This window comes from Streptomyces sp. NBC_01445 (assembly GCF_035918235.1).
Classification (GTDB): domain Bacteria; phylum Actinomycetota; class Actinomycetes; order Streptomycetales; family Streptomycetaceae; genus Streptomyces.
This window is the reverse complement of record NZ_CP109485.1, coordinates 10,014,315-10,039,627: the sequence shown is the minus strand read 5'-3', so window position 1 is coordinate 10,039,627 and position 25,313 is coordinate 10,014,315. Positions and strand designations below refer to the sequence as shown.

The window sequence follows — 25,313 nt, the reverse complement described above, 5'->3', positions numbered from 1 at the left end:
CGAATCGGCTTCTCCTGCCCCGCTCCGCAGGACTCCTATTCCTCCCCGGCCTGAAGGCCGGGGCACCCTCGGAGGAATCCGGTGAAGATCGCTCGCATCGAAACGTTCCAGCTACCCCCGCGCTGGCTGTTCTGCCGTATCGAGACGGATGACGGCATCGTCGGGTGGGGCGAGCCCGTTGTCGAGGGCCGGGCCGAAGTGGTGCGCACCGCCGTCGACACCCTCGCCGAATACCTCGTGGGCCAGGACCCGTTGCGTATCGAGGACCACTGGCAGGTCCTCACCAAGGGCGGCTTCTACCGGGGCGGTCCGGTGCTCTCCAGCGCGGTGGCCGGGATCGACCAGGCGTTGTGGGACATCGCGGGCCAGGCCTACGGCGCGCCCGTGCACGCGCTGCTCGGCGGACCCGTGCGCGACTCGGTCAGGGTGTACGCGTGGGTGGGCGGCGACGAACCGGCCCAGGTGGCCGAGGAGATCAGTGCCCAGATCGAGCACGGCTTCACCGCGGTCAAGATGAACGCCTCGGGCCGGGTCTCCCCGATGCCGGGCCCCGCGGAGATCGAGGAGGTCGTCCAGCGCGTCGCCACTGCGCGCGAGGTGCTCGGCCCCGGCCGTGACGTCGCCGTCGACTTCCACGGCCGGTTCACCCCGGCCGGGGCGCGCCAAGTCCTCGAGGGGATCGCGCCGCTGCGCCCGCTGTTCGCCGAGGAACCCCTGCTGCCCGAGCACGGGCATCTGCTGCCGCGTCTGGTGGAGGGCACGAGCGTGCCCGTCGCGACCGGTGAACGCCTGTACAGCAGAGGGGAGTTCCTGCCTGCGCTGCAGGCCGGTATCGCCGTGGCGCAGCCCGATCTGTCGCACGCGGGCGGCATCTCGGAGGTGCACCGCATCGCTTCGCTGGCCGACACGTTCGGGGTGCTCCTCGCGCCGCACTGCCCGCTGGGCCCGATCGCCCTCGCCTCCAGCCTCCAAGTCGCTTTCGCCACGCCCAATTTCCTCATCCAGGAACAGAGCCGGGGCATCCACTACAACCGCTCGGCCGACCTGCTCTCGTACGTCCTCGATCCGGAACCGTTCCGCTTCACCGACGGTCACGCGCACCGCACGACGCTGCCGGGCCTCGGAGTGCGGGTGGACGAGGCCGCCGTACGCAAGGCCGACAGCTCCGCGCACCGGTGGCGTAATCCTGTGTGGCGGCACGACGACGGGAGCTTCGCGGAATGGTGACCCCAAGCCCTGTGGGCACGGAACGACTGGAACTCGGCGAGGGCGTGCGCTGGACGGAGCGCGGTCTCGTCCTCACGGACATCCTCACCGGCCGGCTGCTGTCCGCCGACCTCACCGGCGCCACCTTGCGGGAAGAACTGCGTCTGCCGTTCCCGCTGGGTGCGGTCGCGCCCGTGGCCGGAGCGCCGGACACGTGGATCGCCGCGGCCGACACCGGCATCTGCCTGCTGCGGGCGGGCGAGTCGCCTCGCTGGCTGCTGCGCCCGGAACAGGACCCGGCGGGGCCGTTCCGGATGAACGACGCGGTGGCCGACGCGTCGGGGCGCTTCTGGGCCGGCTTCATGGCGTACGACGCGGCTCCCGGCCGGGGCGGGCTGCTCCGCGTGGACCGCGACGGGACCGTTACCCAGGCCCTCGACGGGCTGAGTGTGCCCAACGGGCCGGCGTTCACGGCGGACGGCCGGACCATGTACCTCGCGGACAGCCCCCTTGGGCGCATTCTGCGCCACCGCGTGGACCCGGAGACGGGCGACGTCGACGAGGGCGAGGTCTTCGCGACCGTGGAGTCCGGCAGCCCGGACGGCATGGCGGTGGACCAGGACGGCGGGCTGTGGAGTGCCGTCTGGGGAGCGGGAGTGCTCCACCACTACCGTGCCGACGGGCGGTTGGACGAGGTCGTCCCCGTGCCCGTACGGCAGCCGGCCGGTCTGTGCCTGGGCGGCGCGGACGGTCGGACCCTGTTCGTGACGAGCGCGCACATCGGCCTCGATGAACCCGGCCCGCTGGACGGCGCGCTGCTGCGTTTGCGGGTCGCTGTCCCGGGCCCGTCCGCCTGCGCGTTCCGGCCCGACTCCGGGCTGGTCGGCTAGGACGAGAACACGGCCGACGAGCCGACCGGAACGCCCCTGCGCGGGCGAGTCCGGCCGGCTCGTCGGCATGCCCGCGGACGGTGGGACCGCACCACGGGTGCCGGGACCGCACGGACGATCGCGACGGTCACATCCGTCTCTCGATTTTTAGTTAATTAGGAATTGTTATTGACAGGGTCGGCCCCTGCGGCAACAGTCGTCCGAGCGCTTCCCAACCGGCTCCCACACCGGCGGACGACGCCACCCACGTCGGTCATCACCTCAGGAGAGCTCTGTGACTTCACCCCGCGCAGCGACGACCGGGACGGCCACCCTCGCCGCCCTCCTCGTCGCGGCCGTGCTGTCGCCGGCGGTCCCGGTCGCCGCGGCCGACCGCCCTGCGGCACCCCACGAGCCCACCCCCACGCCCCTCGCCCCGACCCCGTACATGGGCTGGAACACCTACTTCGGCCTGGGCGCGCCCACCGAGAAGGACGTCAAGAGCGTCGCGGACTTCCTCGTGAGCAGCGGGCTCAAGAAGAGCGGCTACGACATCGTGTGGCTGGACGGCGGCTGGCAGGCCGACACCCCACGCGACGCCGAGGGCCACCTCGCCGCGAACCGCGAGCGCTTCCCGTCCGGCATCCCGTCCCTCGTGGACTACCTGCACCGACGCGGCCTGAAGGCCGGGATCTACACGGATGCCGGGACGTACGACGGCGGCAAGAGCTGCGGGCTCGGCAGCCGCGGCCACTACGCCGAGGACGCCCGGCAGTTCGCCGACTGGAAGGTCGACGCGATCAAGGTCGACTTCCTGTGCGGCATCGCCGAGAAGGCCGATCCGGAGCCGGCATTCAAGGAGTTCAGCGCGGCCGTCCGCAAGACGGGCCGGCCCATGCTGCTCAACCTGTGCAACCCGCTCACGGACGACTGGGGCGTGCCGCACACCCCGGCGCAGGACGCGCACAACTCGTACCGGTTCGGGCCCCGGTTGGCGGATTCCTGGCGCACCGGCACCGACGTCGCCTGGGGCACGCCGCACGAGAACCAGTGGCCGAACATCCTGCGCAACATGGACGCCAACATGGCGCACCCTGAGGCGCAGACCCCCGGTCACTACAACGACCCGGACTACCTGATCCCGCTGCGCAAGCTGGAGGACGGCACACCCGAACTCACCACCGAGGAGTCCATGACTCAGCTCGTCATGTGGGCACTGATGGGTTCGCCGCTGGTCATCGGCTCCGATCCCCGCACCCTGCCGCAGGACATGGTCGACACGCTGCGCAACCCGGAGATCATCGACGTCGACCAGGACCCGCTCGCCGTTCAGGGCGTGCGCGTGGCGAGCGACGCGACCGGCGACGTCTACAGCAAGGTCCTCCAGGGGGCGGGCCACCGGGCCGTCGCCCTGCTCAACCGCTCCGACAAGGCGGCGCGCCTCACCGTCGACTTCGCCGACGCGGGTCTGACCGGTCCTGTGCGGGTGCGCGATCTGCGGGCCCGCGCGGACCGCGGCGTCCACGACGGCTCGTACACGGTCGAGGTCCCCGGCCACGGCACGGCCTTCCTGAAGCTGGACGGCAAGGACACCGCGCCGGGCACGCGTCTGGGTGTGCGCTCGCCCGCCGATCCGGCCGCCGTCGGCGACGACGTGTTCTCAACCACCGCCTCTGGAACGGTGGTTGAGAACGGGACCTCGCTGGGACGTCCCGGCGACGGTCGTGTCACGGGCAAGCCAGTGGCTCGCGCCAACGGCAAGGGACGTATCGAGGTGTACGTACGCGCCACCGACGGCCACCTGTACCGCAGGCAGATCAACGACGGCCGGGCCGTCGGCGACTGGCGGCGCGTCGCGGGCCCGGCCGTCTCCTCCGCTCCCGCGACGGCCGGAACCGGCACGGCCCCCGACACCCTCGCCGTGCGCGGCGAGGACGGTGGCCTCCTCGTCCGCTCGGCCGCGGGCGACTGGCAGCGGCTCGGCGCCCCCGACGGTCTCGGCCTGTACGACGACCCGGCGGCCGTGACCGATGCCGACGGGCGCGTGCATGTCGCGGTGCGCGCCACCGACAGCGCCGTGTGGACCCGCGTCCACGACACCGACGGCTCCTGGTCCCCCTGGGCCTCGCTCGGCGGCGCCACCAGCGCCTCGCCCGCCCTCGCCCTCGACGGCGACACCGTACGACTCGTGTCCCGGGCCGGCGACTACACCGTGTGGCAGCGCTCGCTCGCCGCGGGCCAGGGCGACGACGCGTGGAGCGGCTGGTCCAAGCGCACCGAGTTCGCCAGCGCGGCCCTCGCGGGCACACCCTCCCTCACCGGCACGCCGCTGACCGCCACGTTCCGGGGTGTCGACGGGCAGCTGTGGCAGGCCCCGTTGCCCGCCTCCGACTGACCGGCAGGCCTTCTCCCCCACCCGCACACCGCCCGGGACCGCCACCGCACGGTCCGGTCCCGGGCCTTCCAGGAGTCACCATGTCCCCCTTGCCCACCGGCAGTTCACGTCCCAGCAGACGGCGCCTGCTCACCGGCGTCGGAGCCCTCGGCGCCGGTGCCGCACTGAGCGGCTGCGTCACGTCCGTACGCTCCAACGTCTCCTCCGGCGGCGACGTCACCCTGCAGTCCAACCTCTCGGCACCGCAGGCGAAGACCGCGCTGCAGAAGGTCGTCGACGGCTTCAACCAGCGCGGCGGCGCCTCGGCCTCGCTGAACACCGTGGCCTCGGAGACCTTCCGCACTCAGCTGCCCACCTACCTGACCTCGGCCAACCCGCCCGATCTGTACACCTGGTACCCGGGTTCGGTGGCCGACGCGTACGCGCGCCGCGACCTCCTGCTCAACCTCGACGACGTGTGGCAGAGCCCGGACCTGTCCCGCTACAGCAAGGCGCTCAAGAGCTTGTGCACGTCGCGCGCGGGCCACAAGGTGTTCGTGCCGACGAGCTACTACTGGTGGGGCTTCTTCTACCGGAAGTCCAACTTCAGGAAGTGGGGCGTGGACGAGCCGCGCACCTGGGACGACTTCCTCGACCTGTGCGAGACCCTGCAGCGCAAGAAGGTCACCCCCATCGGGCTCGGCGCGGGCAGCGGCACCGCGTGGGTCGCGTCCTCCTGGTTCGACTACCTCAACATCCGCATCAACGGCGCCCAGTACCACCGCGACCTGCTCGCGGGCCGGCACCGCTTCGACGACACGGAGGTACGGCGCGTCTTCGACCGCTGGGACGAGGCACGCCCCTTCATCGACAAGCGCGGCACGGCCCTCGCCTTCCAGGACGCCACCACCGAACTGCTCCAGGGACGTACGGGAATGATGCTCATCGGCACGTTCTTCGCCGACTCCGTGCCCAAGGACCAGCTCGACGACATCGACTTCTTCCGGTTCCCCGAGATCGACCCGAAGGTGCCGATGGCCGAAGAGGCGCCCACCGACGGCTACTTCGCCGGCGCGCGCACTCCGCGCGGGCGCCAGACCAAGGAGTTCCTGCGCTACCTCGCCACCGCCCAGGCGCAGGAGACCTACCTCAAGAGCTCCTCCGGCACCGCGCTGCCGACGCATCCCGACGCCAAGGACAGCGGGACCGCCCTGGTGAAGAAGGGCCGCGCGCTTGTCGAGTCGGCCGCCGAGGTCACCCAGTTCTTCAACCGTGACTCCAGCGACGAGCTATCCCCCACCGCCGACACCGCCCTCATCCGCTATCTGTCCGAGCCGGACCGCATCGCGTCGACCCTGACCACGTGGCAGCGGGACGCCGAGAAGATCTGGGGGAAGTGACATGGCCCTCCTCGACACCGACACCCGCCCGGCCGCGGGCCCGCGCAAGACGTCGTCCGCCCGCCGCCCGCGCCGGGGCGCCGCCACCCGCGTACCGCCCCTCGTCGTCGCCTTCGTCCTCGTCCCCCTGCTCGCCGAGGGCTTCTGGGTGTTCTGGCCCGCCCTCCAGGGCTTCTATCTCGCGATCACCGACTGGGACGGCATCTCCGCCGCCCACCTGATCGGCCTCGGCAACTTCCGCGAGATGGCGCACGACACGGTCTTCTGGCACGCCCTGGCCAACACGGCGAAGTGGCTGGTGCTGTTCGGCGGTCTGTCCGCGGTACTCGGGCTCGGCGCCGCGCTGCTGCTCCAGCAGGAGCGCCGCGGCGTCGGCTTCTACCGCGCCGCGCTCTTCCTGCCCGTCGTCTTCTCGCTCGTCGCCACCGCCCTCGTCTGGCAGGCGATGTACCAGCCGGACGGACTCATCAACCAGGTCCTGGAGGGCGTCGGCCTCGACAACCTCACCCGCTCCTGGCTCGCAGACCGCGACACCGCCCTGTACGCGGTCCTGCTGCCCGCGCTGTGGCGGCAGATCGGGTACGTGATGGTCCTCTACCTGGCCGGCCTCAAGGGCATCGACCCGATGCTGTACGAGGCCGCCAAGGTCGACGGCGCCAGTCGTCTCCAGCAGCTCCGGCACGTCACACTCCCCCAGCTCAAGAGCGTCAACGCGGTCGTCCTCTCGGTCATCATCATCGACTCGCTGCGCTCCTTCGACGTGGTCTGGTCGCTGACCCGCGGCGGCCCGTACCACTCTTCCGAGCTCCTGAGCACCTACATGTACTCGACGGCGTTCCAGTCGCTGCGCCTCGGCTACGGCTCCGCGCTCGCCGTCGTCATCTTCCTGCTGGCCTTCGGCGTCATCGCCTCCTATCTCGTCCGCGCCTTCCGGGAGGCCGACTGATGAACAGCCCCACCCTGCTGCGCCGCCGCGCCGCCACCGCCGGGTTCCACCTCGGCGCGGGAGCCCTCGCCGTGCTGTGGCTCGTCCCGATCGTCCTCGTCGTGATCACCGCGACCCGCACCTTCGACGACATCGCCGCCAACGGCCTCGGCTCGGCACCGCACTCCTTCAGCCTCGACGGTTTCCGTCAGGCCTGGACCGAGGGCGGACAGAAGCAGGCTCTGATCAACAGCCTGCTCGTCACCGTACCCAGCGTCCTCATCTCCCTGCTGCTCGCGTCGATGGCCGCGTTCGCGCTCAGCCGCTACTCCCTGCCAGGTCGGCGCACCCTGCTGCTCGTCATGCTGGCAGGCAACCTCCTGCCCCCGCAGATCCTGCTCATCCCCGTCTCCAAGATGAGCGAACTCGTCGGCATCTACGACTCGTTGTGGGCTCTCATCGGCGTACAGGTCGGTTTCGGCATCGGCTTCTACGTCTTCGTGCTGCACGGCTTCATGCGGTCGATCCCGCCGGAGGTGCAGCAGGCGGCGGTGATCGACGGGGCCGGGCCCGCGACGATCTACTGGCGGATCGTGCTGCCGCTGGCCCGCCCCGCGCTCGCCGCGCTCAGTGCCCTGTCCTTCACCTGGATCTTCAACGACCTGCTGTGGGCGATCAGCGTGCTCCGCACGGAGACACACATGCCGATCACGGCGTCGCTGATCAATCTGCAGGGCCAGTACGTCTCGCAGTGGAACGTGATCGCGGCGGGCTCCGTCATCGCCGCGGCCCCGACCGTCCTCGTCTTCCTCCGCTTCCAGCGCCACTTCGTGGCCGGCCTCAATCTTGGAGCAGTCAAGTGAGCACCACCGACCGCCCGTCGGACCGCTGGGTCCTGCGCACGGCCACCACCGTCTACGCCGTCACACTGGGCGGGGACGGCGAGGGCGACGGTCCCGGCGCGGGGATCTGGCCCGAGCTGGCGGTGTGGGGGCCGGCGGGCGCGGAGGACGGTCCGGCCCCGCTGGAGTGGTCGCGCCGCACGCACTTCGTCACGCCCGCCGACCTGGCGCCAGCCGAGTACATCCCGCACGGCCTTCGCCCGTTCAACGGCGCCGACCTGACCGCGAGCCGCCCCGGTGGCGAGCGCGGAGTCTGGTGGCGCTTCACCGAGGCGCACCAGGAGAATGACACCGCCCTCGACCTCACCTTCGACGACGACGTCCTCGGCCTGCGCGTCACGGTCCGCTACGCCATCGTTCCCGGCACCGACGTCATCCGCCGCTGGTCCGAACTGACCTGCACGGGCGACGAGACGCTACGCCTGGAGCGGATCGACTCGGCGGCCGTCAACGTGCCCGTGTCGGCGCAGGGCGCCCGCGTCACGTATCTGACCGGCCAGTGGTCGCAGGAGTTCAGCTTCACGCAGACCCAACTGACGCGCGGCACATTGGAGTTCGGCAGCACTCAGGGTGTGCCGGGGCACGCCTACGCACCCTGGCTCGCGGTCCAGGACGCGGCGCACCCGGACCGTGGCGCCGACTCCCCCACGTACGGCATCGCCCTGGAATGGGCGGGCAACTGGCACATGGCCGTCGACGCGGAGCCCGGTGGCGCAGTGCGGGTGCGCGCGGGTCGGGTCCCGCACGAGGGTGCCGTACTGCTCGTCCCCGGCGAGACACTGGTGACGCCCAAGCTGGCCTGCGCGTTCAGCCCGGACGGCCTGGACGGTCTGTCCCGCGTCTGGCACCGCTACGAGCGCCACCTGGCGGGCGACCGGCTCACCCGCCGCCGTCCCGTCCTCTACAACTCGTGGGAGGCGACCGAGTTCGACGTGCGGGCCGACCACCAGCTCACGCTCGCCCGCCGGGCCGCGGACCTGGGCGCGGAGCTGTTCGTGGTCGACGACGGCTGGTTCACCGGCCGACACGACGACACCGGCGGACTGGGCGACTGGCACCCCGATCCCGCACTGTTCCCCCAGGGCTTCGACCGCTTCATCGACGACATACGCGCCCTCGGCCTCGACTTCGGACTGTGGGTGGAGCCCGAGGCGGTCAGCCCGGCATCGAAGCTCTACGCCGAACGCCCGGACTGGATCTACCAGTTGCCGCATCGCACGGACCGCCGTGTCCGCAACCAGCTCCTCCTGGACCTCGGCCGCGAGGACGTCCAGGACTTCGTCCTCGGTACCCTCGACCGACTCCTTGGGCGCTACGACATCTCGTACCTGAAGTGGGACATGAACCGCCCGCCCACCGAACGCGGCCGCCCCGGACCGAAGTCGGCGCAGCAGCTCGACCTCGACGCCGCGCACGTGGCGGGCTACCTGCGCGTCCTGGACCACCTCCGCGCCCGCCACCCGCACGTCACCGTCGAGGGCTGCGCGGGCGGCGGCGGCCGGGTCGACCACAGCACGCTCGCCCGCACCGATGTGGTGTGGCCGAGCGACAACACCGCCCCGCTGGACCGGCTCCGGATCCAGTACGGCTACCTCCACGCGCACGCACCGCACACCATGAGCTCCTGGGTCACCGACGCGCAGGGGTTGTTCGACCCACGGCCGCGTTCCCTCGCGTTCCGTTTCGTCAGCGCGATGACGGGCGTCCTCGGCATCGGTGCCGACCTCGGCACGTGGAGCGAGGAACAACTGGCTTCGGCCGCACGGTGGATCGCTCGCTACAAGGACGTCCGGGACGTCGTCCACCACGGCGACACCTACGTCCTGGGCTCGCCGGACGAACCGACATTCGGCGTCGAGTCCGTCGCGCCCGACGGGGCCCGTGTCGTGGTCGCCGCCCTGAGCACGGGCCGGCTCGACGGATCGCCACTGGTCCCGGGCCGCCCCGATCGCCTGCGCCTCAAGGGAGTTGACGCCGGGGCGCGGTACCGGGACGAGACCGATGGCCAAGAGTACGGCGGCGCGTACCTGCGTCACGCGGGCCTGCCGTTTTGCTGGAGCGCCGAGTACGACGCCGAACTCACGGTGCTGCGCCGCCTGTGACGCACGTCGAATCGGCGGGCCTCCGGCCGGATCCGAGGGGACGCGTTCTTTCCGCTCAGGTCTGCGCGGTCGGCCGGACGACGATCTCGTTGACGTCCACGTCGGCGGGCTGCTCGATCGCGAACGCGATGGCCCGGGCGATCGCCGAGGGCGGGATCGCGACCCGGTCCCGCATCCCGGCGATCTCGGCGCGGACCCGCTCGTTCGTCGACGCCTCGGGGAAGTCCGTGTCGATCACCCCGGGTGAGACGGTGCTCACCCGTACCGTGGGACCCGCCTCCTGGCGCAGGCCCTCGCAGATGGCCCGCACCGCGATCTTCGTTCCTGCGTAGACGGCCATCGCCGGTGCGACGCGGAACGCGGCCGTGGACGCCGTCGTGACGAAGTGGCCGCAGCCCTGGGCCCGGAAGACGGGCAGTGCGGCGCCGATGCCGTGCAGGACGCCCTTGATGTTGACGTCGACCATGTGGTCCCACTCCGCGGTGCGCAGATCGTCCAGGGGCGAGATGGTGCCCACCCCGGCATTGCTGATGAGCACGTCGAGCCGGCCGAACCGCTCGCCCGCGAGCCCGACCAGGGCGCGTACGTCGTCGAGGCGGGTCACATCCGTACGGATCTGCACGGCCTCGCCGCCGGCCTTCTCGATGCGTGCGACCAGTTCCTCCAGCCGCTCCGAGCGGCGCGCTCCGAGGACGAGGCGCGCTCCGCGCTCGGCGAGCAGCAGTGCGGTCGCCTCGCCGATGCCGCTGCTCGCCCCCGTGATGGCCACGACCTTGCCCGTGATGCCTGACATCGTCTTCTCCTCACTTCTCGCCGGTTCTGCTCCGGCTTCTCTGTCAGTGTGGTCCGGCTTTAGCCTGGTATCCAGAGCCCATTTATTCTGGAACCAGAGGTGGTAGGACCATGTCCGAGACGGCGGAGCGACGTCGTGAACTCGGTGCGTTCCTGCGCAGCCGCCGGGCGCGGATCACGCCGGTCGAGGCGGGACTGCCGTCGACCGGCCGGCGCCGGACCCCGGGGCTGCGGCGGGAGGAGCTGGCCCTGCTCGCAGGGATGAGCGCCACTTGGTACACGTACCTGGAACAGGGCCGCGAGATCCGCGCCTCCGACCAGGTCCTGGACGCGCTCGCCACGACCCTGCGGCTCGCACCGCACGAGCGCGAGCACCTGTTCCAGCTCGCCGGGCGCGCGCCGGCGGCCGACATCCCCGACGTGGAGCCGCTCGCCCCGGAGGTCGCCGCCGTCCCGCTGCTGCTCCAGCCGCATCCCGCGTACGTCATCGACGGCACGTACGACGTGCTCAGTCACAACGGAGCGACGGAAGAGGTGTTCCCGCGCCTGGTCACCGAGGACGGCCGGCGGCCCAACTTCGTGCGCTGGGTCTTTCTGGAGCCCCTGGCGCGGGAGGTGCTGGTCGACTGGGAGCCCGAGGCGCGGGGCCTGCTCGCCCGGGTGCGCACGCTGGCCGGCGGGCACCCGGGCGATCCCCGCTACACGCGACTCGTCGACGAACTCCACGAGGGCAGCCCCGAAGTACGGGACTGGTGGCCCCGGTTTGAGGTCGAGGCGCGCCGGGGCGGGCGCAAGCGGCTGCGGAGTCCGGGGCGCGGCGTGGTCACGTACGACTACACCGCGTTCCACGTGGCCGGACAGCCGGAGCGGACGCTGGTGATCTACGCGGAGACGGGCGGATCGCGGGAGTAGGGCCACGCGGTCGCCGGGAGCAGGGGCCCGCCCCGGCTGAATGGTTGCCTGCGGCATGTATGTATTTTGAGTATGCATCTATCCTCGAGGTCGTCCGACACCGTCGAGGCCCAGCCCATCGAAGGCGCCGCCCGCGGCCTGCTGCGGGGGCTCGGGCAGCTGACCCAAGCCCTTTTCCGGGCAGCGGAGTTCGGGATCACGCGCAGCCAGGCAGCCCCGCTCGACGCGTTCGAACCGGGGCCGCGCCGGGTCACCGAGCTCGCTGCCGCGACAGGCATGGTGCAGCCGCGGGTCACCGTGATGCGCTAGTCCCTGTTCGCAGCGGCCAGGCCGAGCACCATGTGCGTGCCGGCCTCTACCTCCTGTCCAGCCACCTCCATCGGCGCGATCAGATCGCGCCAGACGAAGTGGATCGGTGCGTCCCAGCGCAGCGCTGCCTCCCAAGCCCCCAAGGACAACGTGGGGTCGACGCGCAATGCGGCAGCCTGCTCGGGGTGTTGGAGCCGCGCGTTCATCGCCGCGGCGAGGCTCACTCGCGTCGTTGAAGGGCGGCGAGATGCACCGGCTCCCGTCGGGGAGCGGGGCGCCCAGAGTGGACTCGACGTGTGCCCAGTCCACCGGCTGCTGGTGGGGGGTGGGAGGGGGACAGAGCTCCGTGAGGCGCTCGAAGCCTCACAGCAGGCCCTGTCGAGGTTTCCGCGTGTGCGCCGCGACAAGCGGACAGCCAACCACCGGAGAGCGGTCGAGAAGGTCGCGAAGCTGCACCGCAAGATCCGCCTGCAGCGCCTCGACCACGCACACAAAACCGCCCTTGACCTCGTACGCCAACACGATTTCATCCCGCACGAAGACCTCAAGATCCGCAACATGGTCCGGCGTGCCGCGCCGAAGCCCGACCCTGACAAGTCGGGAGCCTTCCTGCCCAACGGGGCCAGTGCGAAAACGGGACTCAACCGCTCGATTGCCGATGCCGGATGGGGGGTGTTCCTGACGATCCTGGCCGCCAGGGCTGAATGCGCCGGACGGGAAGTGATCGCCGTGGACCCCCGCAACACCTCCCGCCAATGCCCCGAATGCGGGTACACCTGCGCGGAGAACCGGCCACACAGGAGAAGTTCCACTGCGTCTCGTGCGGCCACACAGCGCACGCTGACACGGTGGGCGCCCTGAACGTTCTACGGGCCGGGCTGGTCCGTCGCGAAGCCGCACCGGCGTAGCGAGAAGTCCCCTCATTCAAATGACTTCGAAGTACCGGTGCCAGCTGATGTCGCGGTCCGGTCCCTCGATGTAACCGTCGGGGGAAACCGACATGCCCAGAATGATGTCTCGCATCTCAACTCACTCATTTCTCGCAGTGATCAGCGCTGTACGGGTTCCAGGTCCGTGGTGCGCGCTCTCGCGGCCGCGCACCACGGCCGCCGCCCCCACCAGAAGAACGATCGCGCCCACGCCGAGGACGACATTGCCGACCAGAGACGTCGCGTACGGGACGCCCATGTCGCGCGCGTGCCCGAACCCCACCCACACGTAGGTGAGCAGCGAGCCGCCCGCAAGGGCGAGTCGGTGCCGCGCGCCCCATCCTCGGCCGCGCGACCAGTAGGCGCACAGTGCCACGGCCGCGGCGACGAGGACGCACCATGCGCCGACCGTGCCCCAGGCCGGCACCCCGTCCGGCAGGAACTCGCGGCCCCAGTAGAGGCTGGACGCGGCGAACGCCGTGGCGCCCACCACCCACGATGTCGGAGCGGTGCGCCCGGTCGCAGAGGTCGAGCGGGGGCGCAACGCGAACGCCGCCGTCACCAGCGCGCCGATGACGACCGCCGCGCCGCCGAACTGGGCCGGTGACGCCATGAAGTGCTCGGACTCGGCCTGGGCGAAGGCCAGGAACAGCGACCCGGCGGCGAACACGACGCCCGTGACCCCGAGTCCGGCCGGGCCGAGCCAGGGACGCGTACGGTCGCGGCTGAACGTCTCGACGATCGCGATCGGCACGCAGATGCTCCAGACCGTGTGCATCGACAGCACGTCCTGGACCATTTCCACGCTGACGCCGAGCACCGGGACATGGGTTCCGGCGTAGGCGAGCCCCATGTCGAAGCCGCCGTAATGCGGGTTCCACAGCATCTGGTCGATCGGGCCCTCCTCGAGCAGGGCGTACGCCGCGCCGAGCAGGATCATCGTCGGCCAGCCGCGCCCCGCGCGTCGGGTCGCCTCGCGGATCAGCAGGGCCCCGCCGCCGTACATCGGGGCCAGGAGGACGAGTGAGGGCAGCGCGGTGACCGGCTGGTTGCCGAGGAGGAACTCGCCCACCAGTGGGGCGAGCAGGAACAGGGCGGCCGCGAGGAGGAGGCGGTGGCGTGGTCCGAGTTCGTGGGGCATGACGTCGACGCTAGGGACGCCGGGCGGCGCGGGCATCGGCCGAAAGTCCACGCCTGCAGGCCACCTGGCCAGAGTCGGACCGGCCGGGCGGACGGGGGCCGGCGGGTGTCAGCGGGCGCCCGCGTCATGGACGCCGACAGCCCTCAGTTCATCCCGGTGCTCAAGAAGGTGCGGGTCCGCCAGTGGGTCGGCCGTCCCCGCACCCGGCCCGACGCGGTCGCCGGGGACAAGGGCCTGGCGGGGCATCGCCACTCGCTACGACAAGAGACCCGAAAGCTACGTCGCCGGCCTGCATCACCGCGCCTCCATGATCTGGATCAAGGACCTTACTCGAACCATCCTGTGATCAGGGCCAGTTACAGGACCGGTCGGGAGGTCAGGCGGTCAGCGCCGCGAGCTCCGCGTTGGCGCGCTCGGTGACCAGGGCGAGGACGCGGCCGGCGGCGGCCAGGTCCTCGGCGGGGATCCCGCCCCAGATGCGGGCGGAGATGGGGGCGGTCTCTGCGCCGGCGGCGGCGAGCAGCTCGCGCCCCGCGTCCGTGGGGTGAAGGTGCTCGCCGTCCGCGACGAGCAGCCGCTTGGCCAGCAGTTCGTCGAGGGTGGTGCGGATGTCGGCCGGATCGGACTTGAGAGAGCCCTGGACCTGGGTGATGAGATCGTCCGGCGTCTGCGGGGTCTCGGTGGTGATGGCGGTGCGCAGGGCGACCTGCTCCTGGAACGTGGCGCCGTGCCGGGCCAGGACGTGCTCCAGGACGCCGCGCGCGGCATGGTGCGCCAGGGCGAGGCCGCGGGCGTCGGCAACGGGCGCGGTAGCCGTGGATGCGGTGGTGGTCATGGTGTTCTCCTCCGAGTGCTCTGGTCGTTCGGTACGGATGGAGCGAGAGGTACGTCGAGCAGGGTCGTCAGCTCGTCGGTGAACGCGCGCGTCCGCAGGGCGTCGAGGCCGCCGAGCGGCTCCAGCAACTGCTGAAGCAGTTCCTGGACCACCGCGATGGCCTGCCGCGTGACAGCCTGACCTTGCTCGGTGAGCGCGAGCTGCACGGCGCGCGGGTCGCGGGGATCACGGGTGCGCTCGATCATGCCTGCCGACTCCAGGGCACGCGCCAGCTTCGAGACGTACAACGCCTCCAGGCCGGTGTGGTCGGCGAGTCGGCGCTGACTGGGCCGCTCGCCAGCGCCCTGCATGCCGTGCAGTGACGCAACCAGTACGTACTGCGCGTGAGTGAGACCCAGCGGAGCCACCGCGCGATCGACCGCGACACGCCACTTGTTGGCGAGCCGCCATACCAGGAAGCCGGGCGTGGGGCCCGGCGATGAATCCTTGCTCATACGAAATAGAGTACATGGATACTATGTCCATGGCTATTATTTTTCTCGAATGTGACGCCGCACCCGACTCGGCGCAGCAACGGACCGACGGAACACCTCTAGCGGGACCGCCTCCGCCCCGCCACATGATCAGGACTGAAGACAAGCCCTAGAGCTAGGGCCTCGCGAGCACCCCCATCTGGCCCGACGGTGCACAGTCACACCTAACTAGCCGGCAGCAGGCGTCTTCACCGCTGGTCAGTAATGTCCTGTCTCAGCGAAGAGTGGGCAGTCGCGGAGTTCTCTGGGCAACAGGGCTCGCGTCTCGCGCGAGTCTGGGCAAAGGGGGTGGTGTCTCAGTCTGCTCTGGGCAGCCCGGCGCAGTACTCCCTGCGCACCCCGAGATCGCCGACCTCGTCGGCCAGGGCAGCGCCATGGCGGCCGACGGAGAGCGCTGCCTGATCTCGCGTGCCGGCCAGCGTATTTGAGTAGCTGTACTCAGTCGTGCGGCCCGCTCGCGTGCCCAATATGGAAAGCATGGCTAAGTGGGTTTTCGATGTCGGTCTGGCCGTCCTGCTGGCAGGGCTCGAAGTGGCGGGGCTGCTTGCTGTCTGGTTCGTGGGAGCAATGGAGAGGTGGGCTGCCAAGGGAGCACCGGTTCCCGATCGGACGGGCCGGGACGTGCTGGCGCTGAGCGTGGCGGCGGCTTCCTCGGCCTTCATTGGGTACGGCTGCTCTCTGGCCGCTTTGCCGGTGGCCTGTGTGTCCCAGGTGGCCATGGCCGTTCTCCTCGCGCTGCTGCTGATCGTGGGTGTGGGAACCGAGTGCAGCAAGCGCATCAGGACTGAGCGACGACGGCGCCGTCTTCGGCGGGAGCGACTTCGCTGGCACGAGTCCCAGCGAGAGGGCAGCGGCCAGGCGTGGGCGCAGGGCCGTCCGCCTCAGCGGCCGCGCTGATGTGCGGACGCTCTCAAATCCGCACCGTGACCGGTCTGTCCCAGACGCCGTCACCGCGCTGATCGCGGGCCCTCGCCTTCCTCGCTATCGGCCTCGCCGGATTCCGCGACGCGACCTCGCTCGATAGCCAGCCTCCCCGACGCCCAGGCCCAGGCCCAGGCCCAGGCCCAGGGCAGCCTCCCGCCGACAGGTGTCCTGACGTACCAGATCATCTGAGACTGGGACCAGATCGAGTGAGACGGGACAAGATGTCTCACCGTCGAACGCTCAGCTTGGAGTCACGACGTCAGTGGAACCAGACAACGAGCCGCACGTTGGATGCGCCGTGCAGATCGCCCAACGCGCGCATCACGCTCCAGGCGGGCCCCCAGTGCGAGGCTTGACCGGCCACTCTTTCCCGGCTTCGCATGCCAGAGCTGTCGGTGGCTCCTCGGCAACGCACCTCAATCCCCACGCGCGCCACTTGTCCTGTGGTGGCAGGCGAATCCTGTGGCGATCGGGGAACTCGCACTACATGACTACTTCGACGAATCCGGATCCGCAGAGGACCACAGGACTGGAACCCGGCGGGAGCGTGCAGCCGGGGGAGGCCTCACCGGCCGAAGGCAGCATGTCGGGGGCGGGTCCTCAGGAGACTTACAACCCGTTCAAGGGATGGGCGAGGGCGCCTCTGACGCTGATCCTCGTGCTCGTGGTGCTGGTCGCGGCGTTCTTCCTCGCGTACGCGCTCGTGCTGCTGCTCTGAGTGTGGGAAGTGCGGGGCGCCAGGAGGGTGGGAGAAAGCTGGACGGCTACCGGGCTTCCGTCGGCACGAGCAGACGCGCGAGCGGACACCCGGCGTCCCTCACAGGTCCGGGCACGAGTACAAGCCGGCCGCCTGGGTCCTAGTCGTATCCCGTGGAGTGTCACGAGCCCAGAGGAAGGCCATGGAGGACTCGCACCGCGCCGCCACGGTCGCAGCGAGGCCGGCACCGGCGACTTCGACAAGGGCGGCTACGACGACTTCGTCACCGTCGAAGCGAACCGCGCCCCCGGCGAGTCATGGGCCTGGCACCTAGTCGTCCCGGGCTCGAAGAACGGACTGGACGCGGCCCGCGCCACGCGCTACAGAGACGTCTACAGCCGCCCGCTGCTCCACGGCGACCTCGACGGCAACGGATTCACGGACCTGGTCGCCACCCGTGAACCCACGCGACTGGACCGAAAGGCCGAGCCGGGCGCCACCTACCAGGCGGTGGTCATGTTCGGCGGTATGAACGGCGGCAAACCGGTGACCGTGGCCGCCCAGCGCCAGTTCCTCGCGAAGGCCGTGGCCGATGTCAACGGTGACGGGTCCCTCGACCTGATAGACCGCGGCAAGGGAGCGGCCCGCTCCCGGAGAGGACGACTGCACGCTGCCTCCGGAGTGGCGCGACACCTGGGCCTACTGCCGGGTCGAACCGTCCGTGCCCGCTGCCATGGGACAGCTGCTGTCCGGTGTCTCGGCTGAGGCATGATCACGTGATCATCGCAGCTTCCGGACTCTCTGGGGTACGGGGCCCGGCGATCTGCGGCTGCGCCGTGTGGGCGCGAGTGGCCAAAAGGGCTACCGCCCGCAGGCAGCGGGGCCCGAGGGCCTCGGCTGCGTGCTCGCCGGGACGGTGTGTCAGACCATGGCGAGCCGGTCCACCAGTAGCTCCACCCTCGGTTCGGTGTCTTCCGGTGGCAGCCGTCCCGACCGGGTCAGGGTCGCCAGTCCGTGCAGGGACGCCCAGAACATCTCGGTGAACAGCCCCGGGTGGACGCCGTCCCCGGCGACCTCGCCCAGGCTCTCCAGCAGTGCGGCGAAGGCGTCCTTGAGAGGTTCCGGGGTGTCGGCCTGTGCGTACGGGAGACCGCCGTCGAGCTGGAAGATGGCGTCGTAGACCGCCGGGTTGCGTGCGGCGAAGTCGAGGTAGGCGCGGGCGAGGGCGTATACCCGCTCGCGCGGGCCGTCTGCGGCGGCGGTCGCGGTGCGCACCGCCGTGGCTAGCTCGGCGGCGCCCTCCAGGGCGACGGCGCCGATGATCTCCCGTTTGCCGCGGAAGTGGCTGTAGAGGACGGGCTGGCTGTATTCGATGCGCTCGGCGAGCTGGCGGGTGGTGACGGCGTCCCAGCCCTGCTGCTCGGCGAGTTCGCGGGCGGTGGCCACGATGAGGCGCTCCCGGCTCGCCCGTTCGCGCTCCTTGCGTTCTTTTACCGACATGATTCGATCCTAGCACCGCTAGACAAGCAAGCGGCGACAGTACTAGCGTTGCCCCATCACCTAGCGATGCTAGATCCCAGAGGGGTAGTCATGCTCAACGCACTTGAGATCGTCACCACCGTGGTCGTCGGCGTGATGGTGGGGGTGGAGTTCTCCGTCGCCTTCGTCATGAACCGGATCTTCAACGCACTCCCGGAGGACAGCGGCCAACTCGGCCGGGCCCACGGGGGCCGGATGCTCGGCGCCGTGATGCCGTTCTGGTACATCGGCTCGCTCGTCCTCGTCGCGGTCTGGGCCGTCGCCGGATGGCACCACAACGGCACCGGCCTCGTCGTCACCGCCGGCGCGCTGCTGATCCTCAGCGTGGTCATGTCGATCCTGCTGCTCGTCCCGATCAACAACCGGGGCAAGACGTGGACCCCTGACAACCGGCCCGCCGACTGGAAGGAGCAGATGAACCGCTGGGACCGCTTCCACTACGTCCGCGTCGCCGTCATCATCGCCGCCTTCGCCCTGCTGGTCGCCGCCCTCACCTGAGCCGCCCACCACCCACTGAACCGACAGCGGAGAGGAAGTACCGAAAATGGCCAAGCTGCAGAGTCTCGACCCGCACACGCCGATGTTCGCGCAGTTCAAGGAGAAGACCGGGCCCATCGTCCTGGCCAACACCTTCTTCGTCCCGAAGGAGAGGGCTGAAGCGTTCCTGGCCCTCTTTCGGAGGCAGGCCGAGTTCATGAAGGCTCAGCCGGGATTCGTCTCCCTGCAGATGCACAAGGGAACGGCGGACAGTCAGCTTCTGATGAACGTCGCGGTCTGGGAGTCGACCGAGGCGCTCGCCACGGCGTTCGGTAGCCCGGAGTTCCAGCGCATGGCGGCCGAGTTCCCAGACGACATCGTGTCGTACCCGCACATCTTCGAGCAGATCGACGGATGACACGACAGCTGTAGCAGCACGGCTGCTGTAGCCCTTGTCGCCCAGCACATGGTCCGGGCGGGTGCGCGGCGGCCCGAAATACTGTGGCCGCGGCTCCTGCCCGGTCGATCCGGAGGCGGCCATCGTCCTGCGTATGCAGGCCCAGCACGAGCGCGTTGAGGCCACGCTGACCACGCCGGACGCCGCGGTCCCGGCGTGGGCGGCCACCGCCGGAGCCGACGAGCGCGACACCCTCGTGGCGACCCTCGCCGATCACCGGGCAGTCCTGCTCGATTACCTCGACGGCGAGGAGACCCACCCTCCTTCCGCTCGCGGCCGAGCACATCACCGAAAAGGGACGGGGCTCCCTGGGCGACCACCTGGTGGGCACCCCAAGCTCACCCTCGTCGGCCTCGTCCTGGAGGAGGCGAACCCGGCCGAGCGCGCACGCTCCCGTCCGCCCTCCCCAAGCCGGTACGCGACACCTGACACGTCATCGGGCGCCCTCGCTACGCCCGCCGCATCAGCCGCGTCCGCGCCGTCTGACCAGGCCCCATACGACTCACCAGGCTCCACCAAGCTCACGAAGACTCGCATGGAGAAGAACAATGTCGCTGAAGAAGATCAACACCGTCCTGGCCACCGCCTTCATCCTCTTCATCCTCTGGTTCGGGACCGAGTTCATCCTGAGCCCAGAGACGACTGCGCCGGGCTACGGCCTGCCGAGCTGGCCGTCCGGCGACGGTGACGGCTTCCTGATCATCAAGGGAATCCGCGACGTCGTCATGGCCCTGGTCCTGGGCATCCTGCTGGTGACGCGCCACCGCCGGGCGCTGGGCTGGGCGCTGCTCGTGGAAGCCCTCGCCGCGTACGGCGACATGACCAACGTGCTGGCCCACCACGGCTCCGTGGCCACCGCGCTCGGCGTCCACGGCCTGACCGCGACGCTGATGATGGTCAACGGCCTGCTGATGATGCGCGAGACCCGCAAGATCGCGGCCGCTCCGGCGACGCCCGCCCCACAGCCCGCCTGATCCCATCGGTCCAAGGTGGCCCGGACCCGGCCGGGCCACCTTGGTGCGCGCCGGTATTCCCGTGTCAGCGTCCGCCGGGAAAGGCCAGGCAGCTCATCCAGCTGCAACTGCAGGCGACAACACGCCGGTTCGACACATCACCCAAGGCGGCGGCCTCCAGCAGCCCTGCAGAGCGACACCAACTCCCGCCTCAGCGGGACATCGGATCCCGCGCTGATCCAACTCAATGAGACGCGACCAGTACGGGACACACCCACTGCGTAAACAACCACGGCGTCGAGGGCGTCGTGTGCAAGCGCGCCACGTCCCCGTACCGGGCCGGGCGGATCTGGAAGAAGGTGCGGCATCGGACACCGTCGACGCCGACGTTGTCGGTTACGTCGGCCCGGCATCCCGGCCTCACCGTGTGGCGGTCCTGCTGCCGGACGGGAGCCGCGTGCTGTCGCAGGCGCTGATAGCTTCTGTCGCTGCGGAAATCGCCCGGCATGGCCTCGACGCGGGGCCGGGGCGCAGGGCTCGGACGTCGGCCGGCGAGGCTTACGTGACGACCAGCCACTGCCTCGTGGTGGAGGTCTTAGCGGGGACGACCCGGCACACCATGGTGACGGTGACACGCGTCAGGTAGCGCCGCCGACAGGGGTGCGCGGTGTGAGTAGCTACCTGCTCAGACGGCCTTCTCCCTAGAGAAGAGCGAGCGCCTAGGCTGACCTTCAAGGCGTTCTCGCCATCACACAGGGCCATCGGCGCAGTGTCCTGTGAAAGCGAATCTTGAGCGTGTGCCATCGAAGTTTGAGCGCATCATCGCGCTACGACTGATCGCATCTTTGCGGGGCGGCGGCGAAAGACTTTCGGCCCCCACAGCAGGACATCAGCGCTTCAACCCTCACTGTGGAACTTCAGCGTGTTCTTGCGAGGAACCCTGGGAGGTTACCCCCGGGGGGAATCGCATCCGGTGATGGCGATGCGGAGCATCGCCACGGCAGCGGGCGCGGAGCGCCCGCAAGAGACCGGGTCGGAGTGCCCGGTGAGGAATGTGCGCTGTTCGAATGCCGGTACGTCAGGCGGCAGGTAACGTCACGGCCGTGAAGTTGACCGTGCAGGTGAAACTCCTGCCGACGCCCGTGCAGGCGGCGGCACTTGAGGCAACCCTGAAGGCCTGCAACGAGGCCGCGACGTGGGTGTCGTCCGTGGCGTTCGAGAAGGACATCAAGCGCAACTTCGCCCTGCGCGAGCACACCTACACGGCGGTCAAGGACCGCTGGAGCCTGGGAGCGCAGGCCGCCCAGCACGTCATCAAGAAGACCTGCGATGCCTACCGCACGTTGAGGGCGAACCTGACGGCCGGGAATCTCGGCAAGCCGGGCTCGCAGCGTTACCGGCGGGCAGTCGAGAAGTCGATCGCCTTTCGGCCTGAGGGCGCGCAGCCGTATGACGACCGGATGCTGTCCTGGCAGTACACGCAGCGCACGGTGTCGCTCTGGACGCTGTCGGGCCGGATGAAGCAGGTGGCGTTCACTGCCGCCCCCGATCATTTGGCCCGCTTGGCCCTGTGCCGCAGGGGCGAGTCCGACCTGCTGTTCCGCGACGGCATGTGGTTCCTGATCGCCACCTGCGAGGTCCCCGAGGCCGAACTCAACACCACCGTCACCCAGTTCCTGGGGATCGATCTGGGGATCGTGAACATCGCGACCACCTCGGACGGTCAGATCATGGCCGGGCGCCGGCTGAATCGCGGGCGTCTGCGCGAACGCACCCTGCGTATGAAACTCCAGCGCAAGAACACCCCGTCCGCCAAACGGCGCCTGAAGAAGCGGCGCCGTAAGGAGGCGCGGCGGGTGCGGGACATCAACCACAAGATCGCGAAACATGTGGTGGCCGAGGCAGAACGCACCGGTCGCGGAATCGCCCTGGAAGACCTCACGGGCATCCGCGCACGGGTACGGCTTCGCAAGCCCCAACGGGCCACCCACTCCTCCTGGGCTTTTGCCCAGCTCGGAGAGTTCATCGCGTACAAGGCCCGCAAGGCGGGGGTGCCGGTGGTGCACGTCAATCCGGCGTACACCTCCCGCACCTGCGCCCAGTGCGGGCACATCGACAAGGCGAACCGGGCCAGTCAGGCCCGCTTCGTATGCCGGTCCTGCGGATTCGTTGCACACGCGGACTGGAACGGCTCCCGCAACATCCGCCACCGTGCGGAAGAGTTGTGGCGACGCGGGGCGCAGTCAACCGCCCCAGACCCGCCCCCGAACACCGGGCGTGGGACAGGACGCAAACGCAGCACCACAGCCAGTGGCGCCCGTTGTGCAAGCCCAGGACTTTTCGTCCCGGGTGGTTGACTGATGGCAGTGAGAACTGAGGGCATGATTGACGGTGACCGGTCGATCGGTTAAGACGAAGTAGCTGCCGGATGGGGCAACATGGGGCGGATAGGGCTCTACTTTCCGTATGTTCACTTCCGTGACGACACCTGGCTGAAGACCACCGCCCTGTACTGGCCCCAGATCGCCCGGGTGGTCTCGCCCGACTATCCGGTCCACGACGGGGCGACAGTGCAGGCCCTGGCAGACGGCCTCGATTTCCTGATCCCTGTCAACCCGAAGGAAGCCGCCCAGGCCATCGCCGCTCGCTTCATCGGCGTGATCCACGACAATCTGGATCAACTGCAGCGCAACTTCGGCGTAACGCCCGAGGAGATCGACGACGCCGCCGGCAACAACCCCGAGTGGCGCCTGGTCAATCGGTATGTCACGTCTGCAGAGCTCTGGCGACGTAGGCCGGAAGGAACGAGCCTGGTCGAAGTCCACTGGGGCGAGATCGCCCCCGACCTGCGCCAAGCGATGCTCGATGCCGGGCTCGGCCTGAACACCTGGCGGCCCACCCTCGGCTCCGGCAGCGTCGAAGCCCCCTGGATGTCCATGGACCCCAAACTGGCCTGGGTATACAAACTGGCGCTCACCGAAGAACTGGCGAAGCGCAACAATCTGACGCCGCTGACCGACCAGAGCGGCGTACAGCAGACGCTCCACGACTGGGATTCCCAGCGCATCGCCGCGGCGCTCTTCGACTGGCACCCTCACGGGGTGTCGCCGACCTCCACCCTCGGGATACTCGCGGCCGAGCTACCCGTTCCTGAAGCAATCGCCGAGGCCCCGGTGGAGAAAATCGTCGAGCTGCGGACCAGATATGCATCCGAGTTCGACAGGTTCACCGATCTGCTGACGGAGGCAGCCGCGGACCTACGCGAGGAACTGCTGCAGGTGAGCGACCCGGGCATCCTCTCCGCCCATGTAAGGGACATGAAAAGGAAGCGGTTCGACCAGCCTCTGCGCGACCTCAAGGCCGCCATCAGAGGGCTGAAGTTCGGCGCCGGCCTCGGCGTCATGAACGTCCAGGCACAGCTGCCGGCCTGGGCAGCTATCGGAGGTGTAGCCGCCAACATGCCCTATGTCACCGCCGGTTCGCTCGCACTCGGCTTGGTAACCCTGCGTCAGGTGACGGCACAAACACGCGATCAAATCCTGGCCGACTCGCCAGTCTCCTACCTGGTCAGGGCAGAGGGCCTTGGGCCGACCTCCTTCGTGCACCGCGCGACTGGAACCCTCGGGAGGGTGAGCGGAATCGGTACCTGACTTCCGGGGCGCTGCGTACGCCGAGGCCCCGTCATCGCGAACGGCGTAGAACCCGAGAATCGACCTGACCAGCTCCAACCTGCCGCCACTCTGCAGGTCTGCCGCAGGCGAGCGCGCCGGCGTGGCCTTACGCAGCGATCTTTGTCGTACTTTCCAATCTGGCGGCTGGGTCGTCGTGCGGCGCCGGGCGGCTAAGCCACTGCAGCCACGGACGGCAGCCGACTCAAAGCGACACCCGGCGCCCCTGGGCGGCCCAACCATCCGAAGGGCTCGGCAATCCCGTCCCAGGAACGTAAGGCCAACTATCGCGCTGCGACTTTTCGAGCTGCCTGACACCTGCACCGAGCTTTGAGCAGATGGAACGGCCATGTGTTCGCGGGCCAGTTGGCACTGAATGTGCATCGCGGATGGCACTTGCCCGCTGAGGGGCGGCCCGAGGCGGGACCGGGCCGCCCCCGACGTACTTGAGTTCGAGGTCAGACGAGTCGGATCAGGATGGCCCGGCAGGCGCGCTGGAGTTCCTCGTCATTGGACATGCTGGCAAAACGGCCACTGCGGCGGCTCCGTGCGAGTTCCTCCTGGATGCGGGGCAGGGCCGGTGCGACAGCAGGCCCCATCCGGTTCAGGCAGACCAGGACATGGTTCGAGGTGGCATCGTTGGCCTCCCATGCCGTCAGCAGCGTCTGCACTACGGGCTCGACTTCGGCCTCGCCTGCGATGTCCCACAGCGCTGCTGCGGCGTGCACTCGGGTCCATTCGTATCCGGCAATCATCATCTCCCGAAGGTGCGGCAGCACAGCGCGTGCGGGCGAACCGATCCGGCCCAAGGTGTCTGCCGCATCGTGGCTGCAGGCGGTGTCGAGCAGGGCTTCCAGCCGTGGCACGGCCTGCTCTGGATCGCGTTCGAGCTCCCATACCGTGGCCGTGGCGGCGGCACGGACGTTCACGTTCTGTGCGTCGGCCAGCGGACGGATCGCGTGAAGGGCAGACGCGGCCCGGAGGCCAACAGAGGCAAGGGCCTTGAGTGCCGAGGCGGCTGTGTGTCCCTGCTCGTGTTCGACGGCGGCGATGACGGCGTGCACGAGCACCGACACAGCGGCAGAGTCGCCCAGTTCGGCCAGGGCGGATATCAGGGCCCCAGCGCTCATGTCGGACCACTGTCCGGAGAAGTCGGCATCGGCCAGAAGCCGGGAGAGCCGCGGCACCAGCTCGGCGGTGGCCAGTCGTAGGTGAGCGGCGACCTGCACAGCACGCCAGGTGTCGTTGTCGCTGTCGAGCGCCGTCAGCAGGGTCGGAAGGGCACGCAGATCGCCCAGACGTGCCAAGGCCATGATGGCTTCCTGGTAGGCGCGGCGTAGCAGGGTTTTGGGCGTGGTCCAGACGTCGG

General features: G+C 69.6%; 23 protein-coding genes and 3 pseudogenes. 19 read left to right on the top strand and 7 right to left on the bottom strand.

Annotated features, from left to right (window positions below; all coding sequences use genetic code 11):
- Nucleotides 1–78: 78 nt before the first annotated feature.
- From dgoD to OG574_RS45935, 7 genes and pseudogenes are all read left to right on the top strand, one after another.
- Nucleotides 79–1,227 (top strand): annotated as a pseudogene (dgoD, locus tag OG574_RS45965) (galactonate dehydratase); the annotation flags it as partial.
- 11 nt (nt 1,228–1,238) lie between these two features.
- On the top strand, nt 1,239–2,096 hold the full coding sequence (locus OG574_RS45960; RefSeq protein WP_326778135.1) for an SMP-30/gluconolactonase/LRE family protein: 858 nt from the start codon (nt 1,239–1,241) through the stop codon (nt 2,094–2,096).
- Between the two features lie 274 nt (nt 2,097–2,370).
- Nucleotides 2,371–4,470 carry a glycoside hydrolase family 27 protein gene (locus tag OG574_RS45955; protein WP_326778134.1) on the top strand — a complete coding sequence of 700 codons (2,100 nt, stop codon included), beginning with the start codon at nt 2,371–2,373 and terminating at the stop codon, nt 4,468–4,470.
- Between the two features lie 80 nt (nt 4,471–4,550).
- Complete coding sequence (locus OG574_RS45950; protein WP_326778133.1) at nt 4,551–5,849, top strand: ABC transporter substrate-binding protein; 1,299 nt, start codon at nt 4,551–4,553, stop codon at nt 5,847–5,849.
- Between the two features lies 1 nt (nt 5,850).
- Nucleotides 5,851–6,795, top strand: a complete 945-nt coding sequence (locus OG574_RS45945; RefSeq protein WP_326778132.1) for a carbohydrate ABC transporter permease — start codon at nt 5,851–5,853, stop codon at nt 6,793–6,795.
- On the top strand, nt 6,795–7,637 hold the full coding sequence (locus OG574_RS45940) for a carbohydrate ABC transporter permease (RefSeq protein ID WP_100597860.1): 843 nt from the start codon (nt 6,795–6,797) through the stop codon (nt 7,635–7,637). Before OG574_RS45945 ends, OG574_RS45940 begins: the two co-directional genes overlap by 1 nt.
- Nucleotides 7,634–9,778, top strand: coding sequence for an alpha-galactosidase (locus OG574_RS45935; protein ID WP_442816906.1), 2,145 nt, complete (start codon nt 7,634–7,636; stop codon nt 9,776–9,778). The genes OG574_RS45940 and OG574_RS45935 overlap by 4 nt, the downstream gene beginning before the upstream one ends.
- A gap of 55 nt (nt 9,779–9,833) precedes the next feature.
- On the opposite strand, the gene OG574_RS45930 is transcribed toward OG574_RS45935, so the two are convergent.
- A complete protein-coding gene (locus OG574_RS45930; RefSeq protein WP_326778131.1) occupies nt 9,834–10,571 on the bottom strand; it encodes an SDR family oxidoreductase in 738 nt (245 codons plus the stop codon).
- Between the two features lie 110 nt (nt 10,572–10,681).
- Here OG574_RS45930 and OG574_RS45925 point away from each other — a divergent pair, with 110 nt between their 5' ends.
- Nucleotides 10,682–11,482: a helix-turn-helix transcriptional regulator gene (locus OG574_RS45925; protein WP_326778130.1), complete on the top strand. Its 801-nt coding sequence runs from the start codon at nt 10,682–10,684 to the stop codon at nt 11,480–11,482.
- A 72-nt stretch (nt 11,483–11,554) separates the two neighbouring features.
- Nucleotides 11,555–11,791: a hypothetical protein gene (locus OG574_RS45920; protein ID WP_326778129.1), complete on the top strand. Its 237-nt coding sequence runs from the start codon at nt 11,555–11,557 to the stop codon at nt 11,789–11,791.
- Here OG574_RS45920 and OG574_RS45915 read toward each other — a convergent pair.
- On the bottom strand, nt 11,788–12,015 hold the full coding sequence (locus OG574_RS45915) for a hypothetical protein (RefSeq protein ID WP_326778860.1): 228 nt from the start codon (nt 12,013–12,015) through the stop codon (nt 11,788–11,790). The two genes, OG574_RS45920 and OG574_RS45915, sit on opposite strands and share 4 nt — an antisense overlap.
- A gap of 127 nt (nt 12,016–12,142) precedes the next feature.
- Here OG574_RS45915 and OG574_RS45910 point away from each other — a divergent pair.
- A pseudogene (locus tag OG574_RS45910) lies at nt 12,143–12,699 on the top strand (RNA-guided endonuclease InsQ/TnpB family protein); the annotation flags it as partial.
- Nucleotides 12,700–12,820: 121 nt separating this feature from the next.
- On the opposite strand, the gene OG574_RS45905 reads toward OG574_RS45910, so the two are convergent.
- Entirely contained in the window at nt 12,821–13,861 is a 1,041-nt protein-coding gene (locus OG574_RS45905) for a hypothetical protein (RefSeq protein WP_326778128.1), read from the bottom strand.
- Between the two features lie 135 nt (nt 13,862–13,996).
- Between OG574_RS45905 and OG574_RS45900 the strand changes: the two are divergent.
- Nucleotides 13,997–14,207 (top strand): annotated as a pseudogene (locus tag OG574_RS45900) (hypothetical protein); the annotation flags it as partial.
- A gap of 30 nt (nt 14,208–14,237) precedes the next feature.
- On the opposite strand, the gene OG574_RS45895 reads toward OG574_RS45900, so the two are convergent.
- A complete protein-coding gene (locus OG574_RS45895) occupies nt 14,238–14,696 on the bottom strand; it encodes a MarR family transcriptional regulator (protein WP_326778127.1) in 459 nt (152 codons plus the stop codon).
- Nucleotides 14,693–15,190 (bottom strand): MarR family winged helix-turn-helix transcriptional regulator, encoded by a 498-nt coding sequence (locus OG574_RS45890; RefSeq protein WP_326778126.1) that lies wholly within the window; start codon nt 15,188–15,190, stop codon nt 14,693–14,695. Before OG574_RS45890 ends, OG574_RS45895 begins: the two co-directional genes overlap by 4 nt.
- A gap of 516 nt (nt 15,191–15,706) precedes the next feature.
- On the opposite strand from OG574_RS45890, the gene OG574_RS45885 reads away from it, so the two are divergent.
- The 3 genes from OG574_RS45885 to OG574_RS45875 all read left to right on the top strand — a co-directional run bounded on the left by OG574_RS45885 (nt 15,707) and on the right by OG574_RS45875 (nt 17,615).
- Nucleotides 15,707–16,126 carry a hypothetical protein gene (locus tag OG574_RS45885; protein ID WP_326778125.1) on the top strand — a complete coding sequence of 140 codons (420 nt, stop codon included), beginning with the start codon at nt 15,707–15,709 and terminating at the stop codon, nt 16,124–16,126.
- A gap of 514 nt (nt 16,127–16,640) precedes the next feature.
- Nucleotides 16,641–16,871 (top strand): DUF6480 family protein, encoded by a 231-nt coding sequence (locus OG574_RS45880; RefSeq protein WP_326778124.1) that lies wholly within the window; start codon nt 16,641–16,643, stop codon nt 16,869–16,871.
- Between the two features lie 27 nt (nt 16,872–16,898).
- On the top strand, nt 16,899–17,615 hold the full coding sequence (locus tag OG574_RS45875; RefSeq protein ID WP_326778123.1) for an FG-GAP repeat domain-containing protein: 717 nt from the start codon (nt 16,899–16,901) through the stop codon (nt 17,613–17,615).
- A gap of 156 nt (nt 17,616–17,771) precedes the next feature.
- Here the strand turns inward: OG574_RS45875 and OG574_RS45870 are convergent, their stop codons facing one another.
- Nucleotides 17,772–18,350 (bottom strand): TetR/AcrR family transcriptional regulator, encoded by a 579-nt coding sequence (locus OG574_RS45870; RefSeq protein ID WP_326778122.1) that lies wholly within the window; start codon nt 18,348–18,350, stop codon nt 17,772–17,774.
- A gap of 90 nt (nt 18,351–18,440) precedes the next feature.
- Here OG574_RS45870 and OG574_RS45865 point away from each other — a divergent pair, with 90 nt between their 5' ends.
- The 5 genes from OG574_RS45865 to OG574_RS45845 all read left to right on the top strand — a co-directional run bounded on the left by OG574_RS45865 (nt 18,441) and on the right by OG574_RS45845 (nt 23,926).
- Nucleotides 18,441–18,887, top strand: coding sequence for a DUF1772 domain-containing protein (locus OG574_RS45865; RefSeq protein ID WP_326778121.1), 447 nt, complete (start codon nt 18,441–18,443; stop codon nt 18,885–18,887).
- 46 nt (nt 18,888–18,933) lie between these two features.
- Nucleotides 18,934–19,284, top strand: coding sequence for an antibiotic biosynthesis monooxygenase family protein (locus OG574_RS45860; protein ID WP_326778120.1), 351 nt, complete (start codon nt 18,934–18,936; stop codon nt 19,282–19,284).
- A gap of 587 nt (nt 19,285–19,871) precedes the next feature.
- Nucleotides 19,872–20,297: a DUF4267 domain-containing protein gene (locus OG574_RS45855; RefSeq protein ID WP_326778119.1), complete on the top strand. Its 426-nt coding sequence runs from the start codon at nt 19,872–19,874 to the stop codon at nt 20,295–20,297.
- Between the two features lie 1,082 nt (nt 20,298–21,379).
- Nucleotides 21,380–22,633: an RNA-guided endonuclease InsQ/TnpB family protein gene (locus OG574_RS45850; RefSeq protein WP_326778118.1), complete on the top strand. Its 1,254-nt coding sequence runs from the start codon at nt 21,380–21,382 to the stop codon at nt 22,631–22,633.
- Nucleotides 22,634–22,714: 81 nt separating this feature from the next.
- Complete coding sequence (locus OG574_RS45845; protein WP_326778117.1) at nt 22,715–23,926, top strand: DUF6236 family protein; 1,212 nt, start codon at nt 22,715–22,717, stop codon at nt 23,924–23,926.
- Nucleotides 23,927–24,402: 476 nt separating this feature from the next.
- Here OG574_RS45845 and OG574_RS45840 read toward each other — a convergent pair whose 3' ends face one another.
- The gene (locus OG574_RS45840; RefSeq protein ID WP_326778116.1) at nt 24,403–25,257 is read right to left on the bottom strand and encodes a hypothetical protein; all 855 of its coding nucleotides are present in this window, start codon (nt 25,255–25,257) and stop codon (nt 24,403–24,405) included.
- Between the last annotated feature and the right edge of the window lie 56 nt (nt 25,258–25,313).

What these genes read in the sequence shown, in the direction of transcription:
- OG574_RS45950 (WP_326778133.1), top strand. Translation starts at nt 4,551, where the DNA reads ATGTCCCCCTTGCCCACCGGCAGTTCACGTCCCAGCAGACGGCGCCTG.
- OG574_RS45945 (WP_326778132.1), top strand. Translation starts at nt 5,851, where the DNA reads ATGGCCCTCCTCGACACCGACACCCGCCCGGCCGCGGGCCCGCGCAAG.
- OG574_RS45940 (WP_100597860.1), top strand. Translation starts at nt 6,795, where the DNA reads ATGAACAGCCCCACCCTGCTGCGCCGCCGCGCCGCCACCGCCGGGTTC.
- OG574_RS45930 (WP_326778131.1), bottom strand. Translation starts at nt 10,571, where the DNA reads ATGTCAGGCATCACGGGCAAGGTCGTGGCCATCACGGGGGCGAGCAGC.
- OG574_RS45925 (WP_326778130.1), top strand. Translation starts at nt 10,682, where the DNA reads ATGTCCGAGACGGCGGAGCGACGTCGTGAACTCGGTGCGTTCCTGCGC.
- OG574_RS45920 (WP_326778129.1), top strand. Translation starts at nt 11,555, where the DNA reads ATGCATCTATCCTCGAGGTCGTCCGACACCGTCGAGGCCCAGCCCATC.
- OG574_RS45905 (WP_326778128.1), bottom strand. Translation starts at nt 13,861, where the DNA reads ATGCCCCACGAACTCGGACCACGCCACCGCCTCCTCCTCGCGGCCGCC.
- OG574_RS45895 (WP_326778127.1), bottom strand. Translation starts at nt 14,696, where the DNA reads ATGACCACCACCGCATCCACGGCTACCGCGCCCGTTGCCGACGCCCGC.
- OG574_RS45890 (WP_326778126.1), bottom strand. Translation starts at nt 15,190, where the DNA reads ATGAGCAAGGATTCATCGCCGGGCCCCACGCCCGGCTTCCTGGTATGG.
- OG574_RS45885 (WP_326778125.1), top strand. Translation starts at nt 15,707, where the DNA reads ATGGCTAAGTGGGTTTTCGATGTCGGTCTGGCCGTCCTGCTGGCAGGG.
- OG574_RS45880 (WP_326778124.1), top strand. Translation starts at nt 16,641, where the DNA reads ATGACTACTTCGACGAATCCGGATCCGCAGAGGACCACAGGACTGGAA.
- OG574_RS45870 (WP_326778122.1), bottom strand. Translation starts at nt 18,350, where the DNA reads ATGTCGGTAAAAGAACGCAAGGAGCGCGAACGGGCGAGCCGGGAGCGC.
- OG574_RS45865 (WP_326778121.1), top strand. Translation starts at nt 18,441, where the DNA reads ATGCTCAACGCACTTGAGATCGTCACCACCGTGGTCGTCGGCGTGATG.
- OG574_RS45860 (WP_326778120.1), top strand. Translation starts at nt 18,934, where the DNA reads ATGGCCAAGCTGCAGAGTCTCGACCCGCACACGCCGATGTTCGCGCAG.
- OG574_RS45855 (WP_326778119.1), top strand. Translation starts at nt 19,872, where the DNA reads ATGTCGCTGAAGAAGATCAACACCGTCCTGGCCACCGCCTTCATCCTC.
- OG574_RS45845 (WP_326778117.1), top strand. Translation starts at nt 22,715, where the DNA reads ATGGGGCGGATAGGGCTCTACTTTCCGTATGTTCACTTCCGTGACGAC.
- OG574_RS45840 (WP_326778116.1), bottom strand. Translation starts at nt 25,257, where the DNA reads ATGGCCTTGGCACGTCTGGGCGATCTGCGTGCCCTTCCGACCCTGCTG.